Origin of the sequence: Micromonospora phaseoli, from assembly GCF_900109115.1 — a bacterium.
GTDB classification, from domain to species: domain Bacteria; phylum Actinomycetota; class Actinomycetes; order Mycobacteriales; family Micromonosporaceae; genus Micromonospora; species Micromonospora phaseoli.
Genome location: NZ_FNYV01000017.1, coordinates 1 through 17536 on the forward strand (window position 1 = coordinate 1; position 17536 = coordinate 17536).

The 17536-nt window shown below is 67.4% G+C and carries 17 protein-coding genes; 9 read left to right on the forward strand and 8 right to left on the reverse strand.

Translation table 11 applies throughout. The features are described from left to right. Positions 1-345: hypothetical protein (locus BMY89_RS31180; protein WP_232521588.1), on the reverse strand; the 345-nt coding region annotated here is incomplete at its 3' end. Between BMY89_RS31180 and BMY89_RS31185 the strand changes: the two genes are divergently transcribed. The 6 genes from BMY89_RS31185 to BMY89_RS27880 all read left to right on the forward strand — a co-directional run bounded on the left by BMY89_RS31185 (position 334) and on the right by BMY89_RS27880 (position 7025). After that, positions 334-684 carry a hypothetical protein gene (locus BMY89_RS31185; RefSeq protein ID WP_232521589.1) on the forward strand — a complete coding sequence of 117 codons (351 nt, stop codon included), beginning with the start codon at positions 334-336 and terminating at the stop codon, positions 682-684. The genes BMY89_RS31180 and BMY89_RS31185 overlap by 12 nt on opposite strands. 96 nt (positions 685-780) lie before the next feature. Continuing rightward, positions 781-1419, forward strand: a complete 639-nt coding sequence (locus BMY89_RS27860; protein ID WP_092383181.1) for a tetratricopeptide repeat protein — start codon at positions 781-783, stop codon at positions 1417-1419. Between the two features lie 8 nt (positions 1420-1427). Beyond that, positions 1428-2693, forward strand: a complete 1266-nt coding sequence (locus tag BMY89_RS27865; RefSeq protein WP_092383183.1) for a glycosyltransferase — start codon at positions 1428-1430, stop codon at positions 2691-2693. A gap of 467 nt (positions 2694-3160) precedes the next feature. Beyond that, a complete protein-coding gene (locus BMY89_RS31505) occupies positions 3161-4972 on the forward strand; it encodes a carbohydrate-binding domain-containing protein (protein WP_170147731.1) in 1812 nt (603 codons plus the stop codon). A gap of 277 nt (positions 4973-5249) precedes the next feature. Beyond that, positions 5250-6140, forward strand: coding sequence for a hypothetical protein (locus BMY89_RS27875; RefSeq protein ID WP_092383187.1), 891 nt, complete (start codon positions 5250-5252; stop codon positions 6138-6140). 99 nt (positions 6141-6239) lie between these two features. Continuing rightward, positions 6240-7025 carry a spermidine synthase gene (locus BMY89_RS27880; protein ID WP_092383189.1) on the forward strand — a complete coding sequence of 262 codons (786 nt, stop codon included), beginning with the start codon at positions 6240-6242 and terminating at the stop codon, positions 7023-7025. A gap of 38 nt (positions 7026-7063) precedes the next feature. Here BMY89_RS27880 and BMY89_RS27885 read toward each other — a convergent pair whose 3' ends face one another. Continuing rightward, positions 7064-7285 (reverse strand): GntR family transcriptional regulator, encoded by a 222-nt coding sequence (locus BMY89_RS27885; protein ID WP_092383316.1) that lies wholly within the window; start codon positions 7283-7285, stop codon positions 7064-7066. Between the two features lie 433 nt (positions 7286-7718). On the opposite strand from BMY89_RS27885, the gene BMY89_RS30610 reads away from it, so the two are divergent. After that, positions 7719-8033 (forward strand): hypothetical protein, encoded by a 315-nt coding sequence (locus BMY89_RS30610; protein ID WP_175510445.1) that lies wholly within the window; start codon positions 7719-7721, stop codon positions 8031-8033. 14 nt (positions 8034-8047) lie between these two features. Here BMY89_RS30610 and BMY89_RS27895 read toward each other — a convergent pair whose 3' ends face one another. Further along, positions 8048-9766 (reverse strand): cellulose binding domain-containing protein, encoded by a 1719-nt coding sequence (locus BMY89_RS27895; protein WP_092383192.1) that lies wholly within the window; start codon positions 9764-9766, stop codon positions 8048-8050. 772 nt (positions 9767-10538) lie between these two features. On the opposite strand from BMY89_RS27895, the gene BMY89_RS27900 reads away from it, so the two are divergent. Beyond that, positions 10539-12077, forward strand: coding sequence for a non-reducing end alpha-L-arabinofuranosidase family hydrolase (locus BMY89_RS27900; RefSeq protein WP_198414150.1), 1539 nt, complete (start codon positions 10539-10541; stop codon positions 12075-12077). A gap of 143 nt (positions 12078-12220) precedes the next feature. Here BMY89_RS27900 and BMY89_RS27905 read toward each other — a convergent pair whose 3' ends face one another. Next, entirely contained in the window at positions 12221-12670 is a 450-nt protein-coding gene (locus BMY89_RS27905; RefSeq protein ID WP_092383194.1) for a hypothetical protein, read from the reverse strand. 109 nt (positions 12671-12779) lie between these two features. Then, positions 12780-13184, reverse strand: a complete 405-nt coding sequence (locus BMY89_RS27910; RefSeq protein WP_232521590.1) for a DUF4190 domain-containing protein — start codon at positions 13182-13184, stop codon at positions 12780-12782. A gap of 199 nt (positions 13185-13383) precedes the next feature. On the opposite strand from BMY89_RS27910, the gene BMY89_RS27915 reads away from it, so the two are divergent. After that, positions 13384-14010: a helix-turn-helix domain-containing protein gene (locus BMY89_RS27915; RefSeq protein ID WP_198414153.1), complete on the forward strand. Its 627-nt coding sequence runs from the start codon at positions 13384-13386 to the stop codon at positions 14008-14010. Here BMY89_RS27915 and BMY89_RS27920 read toward each other — a convergent pair. The 3 genes from BMY89_RS27920 to BMY89_RS27930 all read right to left on the reverse strand — a co-directional run bounded on the left by BMY89_RS27920 (position 13992) and on the right by BMY89_RS27930 (position 17400). Continuing rightward, a complete protein-coding gene (locus tag BMY89_RS27920) occupies positions 13992-14570 on the reverse strand; it encodes a dihydrofolate reductase family protein (RefSeq protein ID WP_092383200.1) in 579 nt (192 codons plus the stop codon). The two genes, BMY89_RS27915 and BMY89_RS27920, sit on opposite strands and share 19 nt — an antisense overlap. A gap of 194 nt (positions 14571-14764) precedes the next feature. Then, positions 14765-15895: a sporulation protein gene (locus BMY89_RS27925; RefSeq protein WP_092383202.1), complete on the reverse strand. Its 1131-nt coding sequence runs from the start codon at positions 15893-15895 to the stop codon at positions 14765-14767. Positions 15896-16098: 203 nt separating this feature from the next. Continuing rightward, positions 16099-17400, reverse strand: coding sequence for a hemolysin family protein (locus tag BMY89_RS27930; protein WP_092383320.1), 1302 nt, complete (start codon positions 17398-17400; stop codon positions 16099-16101). Positions 17401-17536: the final 136 nt, after the last annotated feature.

Consider the following 17536-nt stretch of genomic DNA (forward strand, 5'->3'; position numbering starts at 1 on the left):
CAGGGCGATGTAGGTGCCCAGGGTGCGCAGGGCGATGTCGGTCCCCAGGGTGTTCAGGGCGACGCAGGTGCGCAGGGTGATATCGGTCCGCAGGGTGTTCAGGGTGCGCAGGGCGATGTGGGTGCCCAGGGCGTTCAGGGCGCTCAAGGTGACGTGGGTGCGCAGGGTCCGCAGGGCGATGTCGGTCCGCAGGGTGCGCAGGGTGATATCGGTCCCCAGGGCGTTCAGGGCGACATAGGTGCGCAGGGCGTTCAGGGTGCGCAGGGCGATGTGGGGGCGCAGGGTCCGCAGGGCGATATTGGTCCGCAGGGCGTTCAGGGCCCGCAGGGCGACGTGGGTGCTCAAGGTGCGCAGGGCTTTCAGGGCGTACAAGGACCGCAGGGCGACACGGGCGCACAGGGCGCACAGGGCGCACAGGGCGCACAGGGCGCGCAGGGAATTGCGGGCAACGGTATCCAGTCCGCCTACATTCAGGGCCCGCTGACCGTGATTGCGGATACCCCCGTCGATTTCGGGTGTCAGGCCGGAGACATTGCTGTCGGAACCGGATATCAGCTCTCGGGTGCGGGAGTCAACCCGGTGCTGATCCAGCCGCTTTCGACGAGTGGCTATCAGTTCACGTTTACCGGCGGAGGTGCCGACATCTGGGTGTCCTGCATCTCACCCACGACACCGGTGCCGTAACGGCTGCCGTAAACACGTCGGGCCGGTAAACGGCCAACCGTAGCAAAGCCGGCCGACCAGCAGTTCGGACCGCCCCGTTATCGTCAAGGAGAAGAAATGAGTACGCGTCAGATACTCGGGTCACTCGCCTGTGGTGCGGTCCTGCTGACCGGAGTCCCGGCCTGCAGCGAGAAGCCTGATGACAAGTCGCAGACGAGCAACTCAGGCAACAGCAACAGCAACAGCGACAAGGCGAGCGGCGGCACCAACACCGGAACTGCGTCGGCGGAACTGCTGAAGCTCGGTGTCGAGCAGGGCCAAGCCGGCAAATTCGACGAGGCGAAGGCTACCTTCGAGAAGGTGCTGGCCGCCGAGGCTGAAAACAAGTTCGCCTGGTTCAACTTGGGCTTCATCGCCCAGTCGCGCAACCATTCCGACGAGGCGATCAGCAACTACGACAAGGCATTGGCGACCGACGCCAACTACAAGCCGGCCCTTTACAACAAGGCGATTGCACTGGAAAGTAAGGACCCGACGACGTCGATGGACATCTACCGCAAGCTCGTGTCGATCGACAACAAGTCGTCGACCGCCTATCTGCGACTGGGCATGCTGCTGTCCGAATCCGGTGACGATGCGGGAGCGCGGGACGCGTTCAAGGCGGCGGTCCGGCTGGACAAGGGGCTCACCTCAGCCGTTCCGGCGAAGTACCGCGTGGTTCCGACCGCTCGGCCCTCGGCGTCGGCGGGTAGGTGACTGGCTAAATGCGTACACCGCGCGTAACGGTCTTCACTGGAAGTAACCGCACCCGTTTCATCGATGAATGTTTCCGATCGCTGGTCGCGCAGACCTTCACCGACTGGGAATGGGTGGTCATTCTGAACCAGGGGTCCCGTTGGCGGCCCGAGCGGCACGACGATCGGATCCGGCTTATTGTCCAGGACAACCTGAACGGCGTCGGCGCCGTGAAGGGGTACGCCTGCGCCGAGGCTGCCGGGGACATCCTGATCGAGCTTGACGACGACGATGTGCTCAGCAGCGACTGTCTGCAAGAAATCGTCGACGCCTTCGACTCCAACCCGGAGGTGGGGTTCGTCTACAGCGACACCGCGCAGATCCAGGAGGACGGCGGCCGCTGTGAAGACCGTTTCGCGAGTTCATTTGGCTGGCGGCACTACGACGAGAAGGTGGACGGCCGCGAGGTGCTTGTCTGCCGGGCTTTGCCGCCGACGCCACACAATGTGAGCTACATCTGGTACGCACCGAACCATGTGCGGGCCTTCCGTCGGGACATCTACGAGAAGGTGGGCGGATACGACGAGTCGCTCGACGTCGCGGACGATGCGGATCTCATGGCCCGGATCTACCAGGTGAGCGAGTTCCATCACATTCAGAAATGCCTGTACCTGCAGCGAATGCACGCCAAGAACACGCAGCGCATTCCGGATGTCAACGCCCGTATCCAGCAGCGTACGGTGGAAATATACGATCGAAATATTCAGCAGAATGCGCTGGCCTGGTCGCGGCGACAGGGACTGCTGGCGCTCGACCTGGGTGCGGCGCACAACAAGCCGGAAGGATATCTTGGCCTGGACCACCGCGAGGGGCCGGGCGTCGACATGGTCTGCGACATGACGAAGGGAGTCGATCTTCCGGACAGCAGCGTCGGGGTCATTCGGGCTGCGGATTTCCTGGAGCACATCCCGGATAAAATTGCACTGTTCAACGAATTGTACCGACTGCTCGCGCCGAACGGGATGCTGTTGTCGCTGACGCCGAGCACCGACGGTCGGGGTGCCTACCAGGATCCGACGCACGTGGCGTTCTACAACGAAAACTCTTTCTGGTATTTCACCGACGCCAAATATTCCCGGTTCGTGCCTGAAATCAAATGCCGATTCCAGGTGTCGCGGCTGGTCACGTATTTCCCGAGCGAATGGCACCGAACGCACAACATCCCGTACGTCTCCGCGAATCTCATCGCGATCAAGGACGACGCCCTACGTAACGGCGGCCTGCTGAACATATGACTGTCGGGCGGGCGGCGCAGTCGACCTCAGGTGGTCCACCGCACCCGATCGTAGAAGCCGAATTTGCGCACGGGTGAGCCCACGAAGACGCCCTGGCTGGTTTCGACCGCCAGGGCGTCCTCGTGCGGTATCGCCGCGCTTGATCGATTTTCGTGGTGTCGTCGACGACGACGTCTGGTGCTGATCCACGATGGCCAGCGCCCGATCCACTGCCCATCTCGGCGAGATCGCCCGGGCGGGGCGTGAGCATTCTCGGTCCCGGCAGGCCGGACGCCGACCGGTGACAACCAAGCCTGTGCGGCGATCCCGGCAGGGAGCGGAGTGGTGTCGGTGCGGGTGCGGTGGTGCGCCCGCTGGGCGCATTCCCTGGTCACCGTCGGTGACCCAGAACCATCGACAGTCATCTATAGTTACGGATGTGTTCACGCGCGCGTCCCGTCCCATCCATCCGAGTCAGGACAGACCCCATGAAACGCATCCCGCTGAGAGCCATCCTCCCCCTCGGGCTCGCGATCGCATTGATCGCCGGCCCGCTGGAGGCACCGGCCACCGCGCAGGCGACCGTCCCGATCACGCTGACCGGCAGCAGTGCCACCAGCTCTAGTGCCGACGTCACCATCGCCGGGCGGGCGGTGACGATCACCGCACCGGGCACCTACGAGATCACCGGCACCCTCAACGACGGCTACCTGAACGTCGACACCTCCGCCTCGGGCACCGTCAATCTGATCCTCAACGGCGCCACCATCACCAATTCCAGCAACGCGCCGCTGCAGGTCGCCGACGCCGACCAGGTCGTGATCACGCTCGCCGCCGGTACCACCAGCCGGCTCACCGACGCGACCAGCTACGTCTACCCGGATCCGAGCACCGACGAGCCGAACGCAGCCCTGTTCAGCAAGGCCGACCTGCGGATCACCGGCACCGGGGCACTGGCCGTACGGGGCAACGCGAACGACGGCATCACCAGCAAGGACGGCCTGGTCATCGAGTCGGGCACGATCACGGTGAACGCGGTCGACGACGGCATCCGGGGCAAGGACTTCCTCGACATCACCGGCGGAAACCTCGACGTCACCGCCGGCGGCGACGGCATCAAGTCCGACGACACCGAGGCGGACCGGGGCCGGCTCGCCATCACGAACGGCACCGTGCGGGTGAACGCGGGTGACGACGCCATCAAGGGCGAGAACACCGTTGCCATCTCCGGCGGCACCGTCACCGTCACCAACTCCTTCGAGGCGATCGAGAGCCGACAGATCACCATCAGCGGCGGCACCGTCAACGTCACCGCCCGCGACGACGCGATCAACGCCGTCGAGGACGGGTACGGCGATTTCGATGTGGCACCGAACGCGTTCGTCCGGTTCACCGGCGGGACCACTCTGGTCAACTCCAGCATCGACGGCATCGACTCCAACGGCTCGGTGACCTTCGCCGCCGGCACGGTCGTGGTCAGCGGGCCGAGTACCGGCAGCCCCGGCGAGGGCGCGATCGACTCGAACGGCCCGGTCTACTTCAACGGCGGCACGGTGCTCGGGGCGGGATCGACCTCGATGGCGGTGCTGAGCCTGCCGCCGACCGCGGGCCAGGGCTGGGTCGCCCCCCAACTGTCCAGCAGCCAGCCGGCCGGCGCGCTCCTCCATCTGGTCTCCGGCGGCCAGGTGCTCGCCTCCTACCGCGCCCCCAAGAACTTCCGGGAGGTGGTCTTCTCCTCCAACCGGATCCAGCACGGGCAGACCTACGAGGTTTACCTGGGCGGCAGCCTCACCGGCACGACGATCGGCGGCATGGCCACCACCGGCGGCAGTATCGCGGGAGCCACCCGGCTCATGACCGTGATCGCCGGGCAGTACCGCGGCGGTCTGGTCGGCTGGCCGCCCGGCGGCCCCGGCTGGCCGCCGCCGACCACTCCGCCGCCGACGACCCCACCGCCGACCACGCCGCCGCCGAACCCGACGACCCCGCCGCCGAGCGCGGGCGGCTGCACGGCGACCTACTCCATCGTTGGCCAGTGGCAGGGCGGCTTCCAGGGCGACGTACGGATCACCGCCGGCTCATCCGCGATCAACGGTTGGCGGGTGACCTGGACCTTCGCCAACGGTCAGACGATCAGCCAGTCCTGGAACGCGACCATCAGCGCCAGCGGCTCGGCGGTGACGGCGACCAACGTCTCCTTCAACGGCTCACTCGGCGCCGGGGCCAGCGCCACCTTCGGATTCATCGGCACCTGGAACGGCAGCAACACCGCCCCGACCCTGACCTGCACCGCGACCTGATCGGGCAGCGCCAGCGTCCCGATCGCGCTCGACAATGGAGCCCGGCACCACCTGGTGCCGGGCTCCGTGCCGACCTGGTGGTGGTTGCTCAAAGCGCACAGACGACGGGGGCGATTGGCTGGCCTGTGCGTCAGTTGTGCCGCGCTTGTACGGGCCGCGTCGTAACGTTCTGCCGTCCATACCCCCCAACACGATTGAAAGCTCTCGGCAGACGAGAAACCCGACGTCTCGAATCTGATCACCCCGAAGTCGCAACTACCTGGAGGATCTTTCCCTCATGCGTAAATCCATCGTGGCTGCCGCGACGGCGCTGACCGTTGCCGCGACCGGCTTCGCCGGAGTCGTCGTGCCCGCCGGGCCGGCAAACGCGGCGCTCAGCGGCGTTCCCGCCGACTGCAGTGTCTTCACCGCGGCGTACCGCTCCGATGGGCAGCGTCTCAGTTACGGCTACTCCGCCGGCGAAACCAGCACCACGGCCTACGCCGGCGACAATCTCGACTGGGTGCCGTCGGCACACCAGCAGATCGGTGCCTCAGGTGACGACACCAGCTTCCGCAGCACCGAGTACGCCGTCCACCCGACCGACGGTTGGCTCTACAAGGTGAGCCGTCAGGGCGAGATGGTCGATGGCACTATGCGAGTCACGTCGGTGAGCGCCAGCCGCCTCAAGAGCGGGTTCGCCAATACTCGTATCCTCGCGACGGCATCTCCCTACCTTTACCGCGTGGCGGGCACCTCGCTCTACCGCTACACCGAGACCTACGTGGACGACGTGTTCACGCTCTCGTCGCCGGTGCAGCTGACCACCACCGGCTGGGACACGGTCAACACGTTGACCTACGAGCGCAGCGGCGGAACGGGCAGCGGAGCCGTGGACGTGCTGATCGGCACCAAGACCAACGGTCAGCTCAAGGAGTGGCGAATCAACCAGGCCACCCCGAAGACGATCACCTCGAAGGTGCTGCGGACGAGCGGCTGGGCACCCTTCACCAGCCTGAGCACGGGCTACTGTGCCGAGCACCCCAACGGTCGGCCGCTGCTCGGGATCAGGGCCAACGGTGCGGCCTCCGTGCACTTCGACGCCAAGAAGACGGACGGAGTCGGCACCGACATCGAGGGCGGCTCCCTCGGCTTGCTCGGCTGGACCGCGAAGGCCTACGGCCAGTAGCGGACGCGACCGGCCCCCGTTCACCGGCGTGGGTGCCTTGGCACCAGGCGGGCGGGAGTGGGGGCTGCGGCGCGGGCGGTTGGATTAGCCTGCCTGGTCATGAAGGCATCCGACGACCGGCTCGAACTGGCCGTCGACCCGAGTCGGCCCACCGGGCGTACGCTCCTCGCCGGCGGCGTCGAGCAGTCGTACCTGGACGTCGCCGATCCCACGTACCTGCACTTCGAGTACGTCCGCCGGATGGCCGCCGTGGCTGATCTCGCCGCGCCGCCCGGTGTCCCGCTGGACGTGCTGCACCTCGGCGGCGGCGCGCTGACGCTGCCGCGCTACGTCGCCGCGACCCGGCCCGGCTCGGCGCAGGTGGTCGTCGAGCGGGATCCGGCTGTGGTCGAACTGGTGGCGCGTGACCTGCCGCCATCGCCGGCCGGTGTCGAGGTCCGCGTCGCCGACGCGCGGGAGGCCGTTGCCGCCGCGCCCGCCAGCGCGTACGACCTGGTGCTTGCGGACATCTACCGGGCGGCCCGGATGCCGCCGCACGTGGCCACCGTGGCGTTCGCCGCCGAGGTCGCCCGGGTGTTGCGACCGGACGGTATCTACCTGGTCAACGTGGTCGACCTGCCGCCGCTGGTCCTCACCCGGGTGCAGGCAGCCACCCTGCGAGCGGTCTTCGCCGACGTCTGCGTGGTTGCCGACCGGCGGATGCTGCGCGGCCGGAGGTACGGCAACGTGGTGCTCGCTGCGGCGCGGCGCCCGCACCGACTGCCGTTGGCGGGCCTGGTGGTGCGGGCGCGGCGCGATCCGCTGTCCGGCGGCGTACTGCACGGGCCGGCGCTCGACACGTTCATCGCCGGTGCCCGGCCGTACACCGACGACGCCGGGCGCTAAGACCAGAACCGGTCGTACCGTCGTCGCTCAGGGCGGGGCTAGGGCTTCTCGGCCACGTACGTACCGCGATGGGGAACGGTGAAGGCCAGCCCTCGTTCCCGGAGCAGGTTCACCGCAGCACGGGCCGTGCCCCGAGCGATTCCGTGCTCCTGCTGGAGCTGCTTCTCGCTGGGGAGCGGGTGATTGGCGGGTAGCTCGCCGCTCTCGATCTTCGCCGCCAGGAGATCCGCCAGCTGGACGTAGATCGGGACGGGGCTCATCGGGTTCACCACGACACGAAACCTATGGATCGGTAAGACGACCATGGCCGTCCGCTACGTTTATAGACGTACAGGGACGTACAGGAGTTCCTTCTGTGGGTGTTCGTAAACGCGTTGCTGGGGAGGTCGGATGAGGTTCTGGCCGCGTAGGCGACGTCGTCGTAGGCCGTTGCTCGATCGGACCGGGCCAGCCACCGCCTACCCCGAGCATGCCGGGGCCTATCGGGCCCCCGGCGTCCCCCGGGGAGAGGGCTGCCGGGCGGGACTGCGGTCGTGAGCGAGGGGCGGGTTCCGTTCCTGGTCGAGTTGTCCTGGTCGGTGATCGACTATCACCGTCAGAACCACTGCACGAACTGTCTCGTGGTCGGAGCGTGGTGCCCTCGGGTCGTGGCCGCCCAAGCCCGCATCCAGCAGTGGCGCGGAAAGGTCGGTCGTGCCCCCGTTCGGCAGTGGTGATCTTCTGCACCTCTCGGCCAGCCCGCAGTTCAGCCGGCCCATGGTGCTGCGACTGATCCGGATACTCCCGCGCACCACCTACGACGGGTGGCTGTGGGTGGAGGGGTATCAGCTCAACGCGGCTGGCGACGCTGTCGAGCGGCGGGAGTTGTTCGTGCGGGTGGCTGGGGTCCGGCAACTCCCGGCCATCCTGCCCGCTGCGGTCAAGCCAGCACGCCGAGCTGCGGCCCGCCGGTCGGGGCGTGCGGGTGCAGGCGATCGATCGCACCCGCACGCCCCGACCAGCCGGTGACCGGTCGAGGGCTTTCAGGAGGTCAGCACGACCGTGGAGATGCTGCGTGCGCCGACGTTGACGGTGACCTGCCCGCCATTCACGCCGACCGGCTGGCTGGCTGCATTGCTGTTCTGCGAGGTGAGGTAATGCTCGGCCCGGGTGACGTTCTGCGGCACCTGGATCACGGCATTGTTGACCGCGCTTGTCGACCGGTTGAGGATCACCAACGTGGTCTTCCCGCCACTACCCAGATAGGCGGTCACCTCCAGCGGCGAGGCCTTGGAACTCTTCGTCAGGGCCACCCGCTGGTCGCCGGGGCGGACATACTTGGAGTACTGCGAGAACGCGTACCCGCGCTTGAGCGGCGCCCCTGCGGTGGTGCCGAAGGCTGACTCGCCATCACCGATGAAGGAGTAGTAGCGCTTGCCGTACCACCAGATGTAGGCGGTCCAGTTCGATTCCATCGACCTGTGCACCGTACGCATGATGTCGTCGAGCGTCTCGTTCCAGACCGTCTGGTTACTGGGGTTGCCCCAGATGTTGGAGCCGTTGCCGTCGGCCTCGTGCAAGTTCCATTCGGTCATCCACACCGGCTTGTTGTGCTGGTCAGCCAGGGGGTACGACCGCAGTCGACCCGAGGCCTCGGTGCCGTACAGGTGGCCGCCGATGTAGCCGATGTTGTTCCGAGCGGTCGCGTCGTTCAGGGTCGGATCGGTGTACGTGTAGTTCAGGTTTACCGCCTCGGCGACCATCAGCCTGGTGTTCTGCACTCTCGCACCGTGGTCGCGTACGAAGTTCCGCAGCTCGGTGCCGCTCCAGTCCATCGAGTCGTAGTCCGGGTGCCAGTCCGGCTCGTTCTGCACCGACGTGACATCGATCGTCACGCCCTGGTCGCGCATGTACTGGACATAGCTGTTCAGATGGTTCGCGTAGTCGTCGTAGTAGTCGGTCCTCAGCTTGCCGCCGTTGATCCGGCTGTTGTTCGTCTTCCAGGCCGCCGGTGCCGTCCACGGCGAGGCGAGGATCTTCACCCCCGACCCGTACGACTTCGCCGTTCGCAGGGCGTTCACCTGGGTCGGCCACTCACCGGAGACCGGCGAGATGCCGGTACGCACGATCGACAGGCCCAGCTGGTTGGCGCCCAGCCCGACCAGCGTCTGCGTCTCGGCGGTCGACCACGCGCTGCCCCAGATCGACACCGCAGCCCCGAACCCGTCGACGGTCTGGTACCTGGTCGCGGGGTTCACCGTGATGTCCGCCGGCCCGGTCGGGGGCGGGGTGGTCGGCGGCGGTGGGGTGGTCGGCGGTGGGGTGGTGGGTGTCGTGCTCCCGGTGCAGGCCACCCCATTGAGCGTGAAACTGGTCGGAGCGGGGTTGCTGCCGGTCCACGAGCCGTTGAAGCCGAACGAGGTCGTGCCGTTGGTGGCGATGGCACCGTTGTAGCTGACGTTCCTGGCGGTGACCGCGGCACCGCTCTGGGTCAGCGTCGTGTTCCATGCCTGCGTGACGGTCTGGCCAGCGCTGTAGTTCCAGGTCAGCGTCCAATTCGTGACCGGATCACCGAGATTGGTGATGGTGACGTTGGCGCCGAAGCCGCCCTGCCACTGCGATGACACGGCGTAGTTCACCGAGCAGCCTGCGGCTGCTGCACCGGCTGGCAGTGCCATGGCGGCTGCGGTCGAGGCCAGGAGCACGGTACCCACCGACACCCGGGCGGCGTTGACCTTGAGTCTTCTCTTGACGCTTCTCATCGCTCTGTGGTCCTCCAGGGTTGCAGGTTGGCGAGCTTCCACCGACGACGACGCAGAAACGGGAGCGCTCCCACGGCGCGACGAAGGTCGCCCAACTGCGCCCGCTGCAGGGCTTGGCCACCCACACGAGGACTTCGTACCGTGCCGGAGGCAAGCGTTTTCCTGATCGGCACGAATGTATGGCGATGAACGAAGCGTGTCAATGTAACGATCCATCGCCTCCGGGGCGGTGTCCCGCAACGAGGTGGCCGGCCCGGTTGGATCACGGCGAGCCGGGCCCGGCAAGGTCGCGAGGCCGTCCGACTTGATGTGATTGCGTGGGATAAGCCCTTGCTGGGCGGCGGTGGGCCGGCCGGGACTCACCTCGATCGACCACCAAAGCCCGGCGCGCGCCGACCGAATAGTGGCTAAATGTCGATGTTAGCGCCAACATGATGTCTCCTGTAAGCGGCCAGCCCGTGCTTGTGCCGTTCGGCTGCGTGAGGCCTGCGGGATTCGGTGACGGGCGGTCGAGCTGGGCGCGGCGGTGTGCAGGCGGCTCTTGCGCCGAGAATGTTTCGACTTGACGAACGGCGTGTTATCGCTGACAGTCGATAGTCAAGGACGGCGATGTCTGTGGCTCACCGGGCAAGCCTGCTTCGCCGGATCTTCGACGTCGGGGCATGCAAGCAGGGTTGTTAACGCTAACAGCTTCGTCGCATGGGCCCGGCCCCTGCGACGCGGTGCGCCCATCTCGGGTGGACCCGTTCGGCCTTGTCATTAAAGGAGGATCATGTCTGCTCTTGGTAGTTCTCCAACGATCGCGCCGCCGTCGCGGCGGCGCGGGTTGTTGCCACGGTTCGTCGCCGCCGGCGTGACGGCGGTGGTCGTCGGTGTTGGCGTCGTCGCGGTGGCGTCGACGCCCGCCGCTGCGGCGACGGTCGACACTAGCGCCTGGTACGTGTTGTTGAACCGAAACAGCGGCAAGGCGTTGGATGTGTACAACCTGGCCACCAACGACGGGGCGCGGATCACCCAGTGGGCCCGGAACAACGGCAACCAGCAGCAGTGGCAGTTCGTCGACTCCGGCGGCGGCTACTACCGGCTGAAGTCACGGCACTCGGGCAAGGTGCTGGACGTCTACAACTTCTCGACCGCCAACGGTGCCAGCATCGTGCAGTGGGCCGACCACAACGGAACGAACCAGCAGTTCCGGCTGGCGGACTCGGCCGGCGGGTACGTGCGGTTGATCAACCGGAACAGCAACAAGGTGATGGAGGTGCAGGGCGCCTCCACCGCTGACGGCGGCAACATCGTGCAGTACGACGACTGGGGCGGCAACAACCAGCAGTGGCAACTCGTCCGCGTCGACGGTGGGACCAACCCCACCACGCCGCCGCCGACGACGCCGCCGCCGGGTGGTACGTGCAGTCTGCCGTCGTCGTACCGGTGGTCGTCGACGGGTGCGTTGGCGCAGCCGAGGTCGGGTTGGGTGTCGTTGAAGGACTTCACCCACGCGCCGTACAACGGCCAGCAGTTGGTGTACGCCACCACCCACGACACGGGTACGACGTGGGGTTCGATGAACTTCGGTCTGTTCTCCAACTGGAACCAGATGGGCTCGGCCAGTCAGAACCAGATGCCGTTCGCGGCTGTCGCGCCGTCGTTGTTCTACTTCGCGCCTCGCAATGTGTGGGTGTTGGCCTACCAGTGGGGTGGACCGGCGTTCTCGTACCGGACCTCGACGGACCCCACGAACGTCAACAGCTGGTCCGCACACCAGACGTTGTTCACCGGGAGCATCTCCAACTCCTCGACCGGCCCGATCGATCAGGCGCTCATCGGTGACGACCAGAACATGTACCTGTTCTTCGCCGGGGACAACGGTCGGATCTACCGGGCCAGCATGCCGATCGGGAACTTCCCGGGCAGCTTCGGTTCGAACTACACGACGATCATGACCGACACTACGAACAACCTGTTCGAGGGTGTTCAGGTCTACAAGCTTCAGGGCGAGAACCGGTACCTGATGCTCGTGGAGGCGATCGGTTCGCAGGGCCGCTACTTCCGGTCGTTCACCGCGACCAGCCTGGGCGGCACCTGGACCCCGCAGGCGGCCACCGAGAGCAACCCGTTCGCCGGCAAGGCCAACAGCGGCGCGACCTGGACCAACGACATCAGCCACGGCGAGTTGATCCGGACCAACGCCGACCAGACCATGACCGTCAACGCCTGCAACCTGCAACTCCTCTACCAGGGACGCTCTCCCAACTCCGGCGGCGACTACGGCCTGCTGCCCTACCGGCCGGGCGTCCTCACCCTGCAACGCTGACGATCCGACGCGAACGCTCTCACCGTTCGCGGTAAAGATCGCGTGGAGCTGAAACGGCGGGCTCGGTGCAAGCCGAGCCCGCCCAGGCTCTTTCGAAAGATCCCGTCGCTACACCAGCAGTACCTGCGACGAGCATCGACCGTTCAGCAGCCACGCGGCCTCGGGAAGCCCGCCACCACGATCCCGTACAGCAGGTGGTCGGCGGTCAGGGCCAACTGCTCGTGGACGTCGGTCAACCGCTGCTCGATGCGTAATGCCGGAGCGATGCCGATGTGATAGGAGACCAGGAGGGCGACGCCGTAGAGCGGACCCACCCACAGCCGGCGGCGCAGGTGGACCGGGAGCATCCCGAAGGCCACCCCTGCGCTGAGACCGTACCCCCAGTGTGCCGCCGCCAGGAGAGCTGGCTGGTGACTCCGGTGCATCCGGTTGAGCAGCCCGGGTGCCAGCTTCTCCAGCACGGATTTGGGTGGGGAACTCTCCACCAGGTTCAGCGAGGTGGTCGCCTGCCGCAGGCCGGACATGGCCATCGCCGCGACCACTCCGCGTATGCCGGCCCTGACCATCGTGCCCCGGTTGAACTCCAGTCTCATTACAACTCCCAGATGGCAGGCGGCAGGACCTCGCGACCTACCCCTTGGTCGGGCTGGAAAACCGGATTCGTGACGGCCGTCGCTGCATTCGCCGGTGTGTTATCTCTGCTCAGCGGGGCAGTTCGTCGCGGAGGTCTTCGATTCGGCGGTCGAGCCGGTCGACCGCGTCTTCGTTGTTGAGGAAGGTCGTGATTCCGGCAGCGAACGCGAGGGCCACCAGCACCGCCAAGACGCTGAGGACGAGGCCGCCGATGGCGACTCCGCGGCCGGTGACGCCGGGGCGTCTGGCCATTCGTAGGCCGACGATACCGAGGACGATGCCGATGATCCCCAGCAGGAGTCCCACCGTTGAGAGGAAAACGGTGAGGACGCTGATCAGGGCGGCGACTCCGAACACCAGAGCGAATGCGGAGGCGGCGCTGGTCTTGGCCGCAGTGCCGGACTCGCCCGTACGGGAACGGATGGGATGGTCGGGTTGATTGGACGCCGCCATGTTCGCCTCGCCTTCTCGCATCGCTTCCGGGTCGGCAGCGGATGCCCGCTCTGCCGGGGGCTATGCCCCCACCGGGGCTGGCAACCCACACCGGCGAGGGCGGAGTGGCAGTCGCTGTGCCTATCCTCTACCCGTGGGAGGACTGCGGTTCGAGACGCGCACGTCCGACTCGCCGTGGGTCGACACCGTGTGGACCTGCGCGAGCGAGCAGGTCGCCGAGATGACCTCCGTCGCTGCGGTGTGCTGGGGCCTGGTGTTCTGGGAGCGCGAGGGCAAGGCGTACGCGAGCATCTCCGGCCCCGAGACGAGGGCCAGCACGGCGCCGGTGCCGGCCGGCGCGACCTTCGTCGGTATCGAGTTCGCCGTGGGCACGTCGCTGCACGCGGTACCCACGCCTACCCTGGTCGACTCTGGCGTCGAACTCCCCGACACCACCCGCAGGACCTTCTGGCTGGACGGCGTCCGCTGGGAGACGCCCGTCGCCGACGACGCCGAGGCTCTGGTCGACCGTCTCGTCCGCTCCGGAGCCGTGGTCCGTGACCCGCTCGTCACCGAGGTCCGCCGGGGCTACCGTCCAGCGGCCTCGGGACGCACCGTCGAACGCCGGTTCCGAGCAGCGACCGGGCTCACCCAGGGGGCAGTACGACAGATCGAACGGGTACGCAAGGCCTCGGCGCTCCTGGCCGGTGGTGTCCCGGTCGCCGACGTCGTCTCCGACCTCGGGTACTTCGACGAGCCGCACCTGGCCCACACACTGCGCCGGTTTGTCGGGCGTACGGCGCGACAACTCCGCGAGGGCACCGGCGATGCGATCGCGCTGGATCTTGATCAGGTGACCACGTCGTAGATCAGCTTGACCACACCGTTCGGGTAGGCCGCCGACTCCCGGAGGCGCAGTGCCTGCTTGTCCTTGTCCGCATTGCTGAACAGGCTCTTTCCGGCCCCGAGCAGCACCGGGAAGACGAGCAGGTGATACCGGTCGATCAGGCCCGCGTCCGAGAGCCGTCGGGCGAGTTCCGCACTCCCGTGGATGAAGATCGCGCCACCCTCGCTCTTCTTGAGCTCGGCAACGTCTTCGGTCGAGCGCAGGATCGTCGTCGGACCCCATCCCTCGACGATCGCGTCTTCGGGCAGCGTGGTCGAGACCACGTACTTGGGCAGCTCCCGGTAGGCGGCGTGGTCCTCCGAGTCGCGCCAGGTGGGCGCGAACGCCTCGTAGCTTCGGCGGCCGAACACCAGTGCCGTGGTGTCCGCAAGCTCTTCGCCCTTGAGGGAGAATGCCTCCGGCAGGAACTCGATGTCCTTGACCACCCAGCCGCCGCTGCGATGCTCCTCGCCCGGCCCACCGCCGGGGGAGTCCACGACACCATCGAGCGAGACGAACCCGGTGTAGACCAGATCACGCATGTGCTGTTCTCCTCATTGTCGAGCGACGAGGCGCAATGCCCGCGCCCATGCTAGGGAGTGTCCCCGCCGCCGTCTTGTATGGAAACGACGGGACGGCGGACCTGTCGCGATCGGTCATCGCGGTCAGGCCAGCCAGGCGATTCCTCGATGGCGGCGGGGTTGACGGCGTCGGCGGGCGCGGGCCTGGCGCCGGCTCAGGCCTCCTCGTCGCCGCCCTCGTCGTCACCGAAGGAGTCGAAGACCTCCTCGGCGACCATGCCGCCGGCGAAGCCGAGCGCCGCGCCGCCGACGACCCCGGCGGCGACGGCGCCCATGCCCGGGCCGCTCCGCTCGTGGTGCTCCTCGTAGTGGCCGCCAGGGTGGCCGTGGGCAGCTTGCCCGTATCCGGGAGCGCCGTAGGCCGGCTGCCCGTAGCCCGCCGGCGGATAGGCCGGGGCGCCGTAGCCCTGGCCCGGCTGCAGGTAGCCGGGAGGCGGGGGCGGGGGCGGGTAGCCGGGGGTGCCGAAGCCCTGCGCGGGTGGGGCGTAGCCGTGGCCGGCGCGCAGGCTCTGGTAGCCGTCGAGGGCCTGCCGGACCCAGGTGTCGACCTGTGCTGTCCAGTCGACGCGGTCGGCGTCGGCGTGCGCGACGTGGTAACGGCCGAAGGAATCGTGGCCGCCGGTGAACAGTCCACCGCGCTTGTCGAACTCGAACACGACGTCCACGCCGTGCTCGCCGGCGACGAAGGTCAGCTCGATCTCGTTGACGCCGTGGGCGTACTGCGGGGCGGCGTAGTACTCGATCTCCTGATAGAACGGCAGGCTCTGGTGCAGCCCGGAGATGTGGCCGCGTTCGAGGTCGGCGCCCTTGAATTGGAAGCCGAGTCGGCCGATGGCCTCCAGGATCCGCTCCTGCACCGGCAGCGGATGCACGGACACCGGGTCGAGGTCGCCCTTGTCGAGAGTGCCGCGGATGGCGACCTCGGTGCGCAGTCCCATGGTCATGCCGTGCAGGTGTTGCCCGTAGAGGTCGGTCACCGGGGTCTCCCACGGCATGGCGACCTGGAACGGTAGCGACAGGTGCTGCCCCTGCCCCAGGTGCATGCCTCCGGTGACGCCGACACGGTGGAACTCGACGAGCGCGTCGTAGTCCTCCGCTGCGCCTTCCATCTCCACCCGGGCGACCAGGCTGACGGTGATGTGGTCGATCTCCACGTCGTTGCTTCCGCCGGTCAGGTTCACCTGCCCGCCCAGTGCCAGCCCCGGGCGGGTGTTCGGATTGGACAGGACCGTATCGACGCTGGGGCCGCCGACCCCGAACGCGCCCAGCATCTTCTTGAACACCACTAGCGTCTCCCTCGATGGCCACCGAACGTGCGGCACGGGATCCGGTGGAATTTCCACATGAATCCCTTGTGCTGCAACGAGATCAACGACGTCCATAATGGATGTCGCGGTGCCGGGAAGCTACCAACGGAACCTGAAAAGTAGCTGAGTGCACCCGGACGGTTACAGTCGGGTGTTCGCGTGGGAGTCGTCGCGCGGACCGGTCAGGAGTCCGTCTCGTGTTTCTCGCCGCGGATCGGCGCGGCGCGTAGGCGAACCCGGGTGATGGCCCGCCCGGTCACCTCCGCCACCTCGGCAGTGAGGCCCGGCAGCTCGACCACCTCGCCGGGCATCTTCGGGATGTGGCCGAGGTGAGCCAGGAGCAGGCCCGCCACCGTCGTGTAGTCCCCAGCCTCAACGATCTCCTCGTCGAGGTCGATGCCCACGTCCGGCAGGTCGTGCAACGGAAAGCTGCCCGGCATGAGCAGCGACCCGCCTGCTTCCCGCACCACGGCCTGCACGTCCCGGTCGGTTTCGTCGTAGATCTCCCCGACGATCTCCTCGACCAGGTCCTCCATTGTCACGATCCCGTCGATCGAGCCCCGCTCGTCCACCACCAGGGCGAACTGCTGTCGCTGCGACCGCATCTCCCGGATCGCCTCGGTCACCTTCAACGTCTCCGGTAGATACAACGCGGGGCTGGCCTGACCGGCGACCGGGCCGTCCTGGTCGAGAAGGTCCCGCAGGTGAACCACGCCGATTGTGTCGTCCAGGCCGGCGCGACCCACCACCGGCGCGCGGGTCTGCCCCGACTTGCCCAGCTCCCGCAGCGCCTGCGGCGCGGAAAGCGACTCTGACAAGGTGACCACCTCGCGGCGCGGTACGAGGATCTCGCGCAGGATCCGCTCGGCGACCTCGAACGCCCCGGAGATGATGAGCCGGTGTTCGGGGGTGAGGTTGCGCTGCGCAGCGGCCATGTCTCGCAACTCCTCGGTGGTGACCTCCTCCCGGCGGGCACCCGGGTCGCCGCCGGTCAGCCGCACCACGGCGTCGCTGGCCTTGCTCAGCAACCACACTGCCGGCCGGGAGAACGCCGACAACGCGTCCAGCGGACGGGCGACGAACAGCGCCCAGCCCTCCGCGCGCTGCATCGCGATCCGCTTCGGCGCCAGCTCGCCCAGCACCAGGGTGACGAAGGTCAGCACGATCGTGACCAGCACGATCGCCGCCGGTTCCGCCGCCGATCCCAGGAACCCCAGCGGCCCCACCAATGGGGCCGCGAGTGACACCGCGGCGGCCGCCGAGGCGAGAAACCCGGCCAGGGTGATGCCGATCTGGATGGTGGCCAGGAACCGGTTCGGATCCCGGGCCAACTTCGCCAGCACCCGTCCGGCCCGGGACGCTCGCTCCAGGCGCTGCAGTTGGCTCTCCCGCAGCGACACCAACGCCATCTCGCTGCCCGCGAACACCGCGTTCACCAACACCAACACGAACACCAGCGCAACCTGCACGCCATAGCCGCCCACGGCCTGTTCGACGCCTCCTCGGACCGGACCCTCCGGCACCCCAACCGTAGCGGCAGCCCGGCGCGCCGATTTGTGGATCCTCGGAGTGCCGGCCCATCCCCTGGGACGCCGACCGGAGGCGGCGCGACGATTGTGT

What these genes read in the sequence shown, in the direction of transcription:
- BMY89_RS27860 (WP_092383181.1), top strand. Translation starts at nt 781, where the DNA reads ATGAGTACGCGTCAGATACTCGGGTCACTCGCCTGTGGTGCGGTCCTG.
- BMY89_RS27865 (WP_092383183.1), top strand. Translation starts at nt 1,428, where the DNA reads ATGCGTACACCGCGCGTAACGGTCTTCACTGGAAGTAACCGCACCCGT.
- BMY89_RS31505 (WP_170147731.1), top strand. Translation starts at nt 3,161, where the DNA reads ATGAAACGCATCCCGCTGAGAGCCATCCTCCCCCTCGGGCTCGCGATC.
- BMY89_RS27875 (WP_092383187.1), top strand. Translation starts at nt 5,250, where the DNA reads ATGCGTAAATCCATCGTGGCTGCCGCGACGGCGCTGACCGTTGCCGCG.
- BMY89_RS27880 (WP_092383189.1), top strand. Translation starts at nt 6,240, where the DNA reads ATGAAGGCATCCGACGACCGGCTCGAACTGGCCGTCGACCCGAGTCGG.
- BMY89_RS27885 (WP_092383316.1), bottom strand. Translation starts at nt 7,285, where the DNA reads ATGAGCCCCGTCCCGATCTACGTCCAGCTGGCGGATCTCCTGGCGGCG.
- BMY89_RS27895 (WP_092383192.1), bottom strand. Translation starts at nt 9,766, where the DNA reads ATGAGAAGCGTCAAGAGAAGACTCAAGGTCAACGCCGCCCGGGTGTCG.
- BMY89_RS27900 (WP_198414150.1), top strand. Translation starts at nt 10,539, where the DNA reads ATGTCTGCTCTTGGTAGTTCTCCAACGATCGCGCCGCCGTCGCGGCGG.
- BMY89_RS27905 (WP_092383194.1), bottom strand. Translation starts at nt 12,670, where the DNA reads ATGAGACTGGAGTTCAACCGGGGCACGATGGTCAGGGCCGGCATACGC.
- BMY89_RS27910 (WP_232521590.1), bottom strand. Translation starts at nt 13,184, where the DNA reads ATGCGAGAAGGCGAGGCGAACATGGCGGCGTCCAATCAACCCGACCAT.
- BMY89_RS27915 (WP_198414153.1), top strand. Translation starts at nt 13,384, where the DNA reads ATGACCTCCGTCGCTGCGGTGTGCTGGGGCCTGGTGTTCTGGGAGCGC.
- BMY89_RS27920 (WP_092383200.1), bottom strand. Translation starts at nt 14,570, where the DNA reads ATGCGTGATCTGGTCTACACCGGGTTCGTCTCGCTCGATGGTGTCGTG.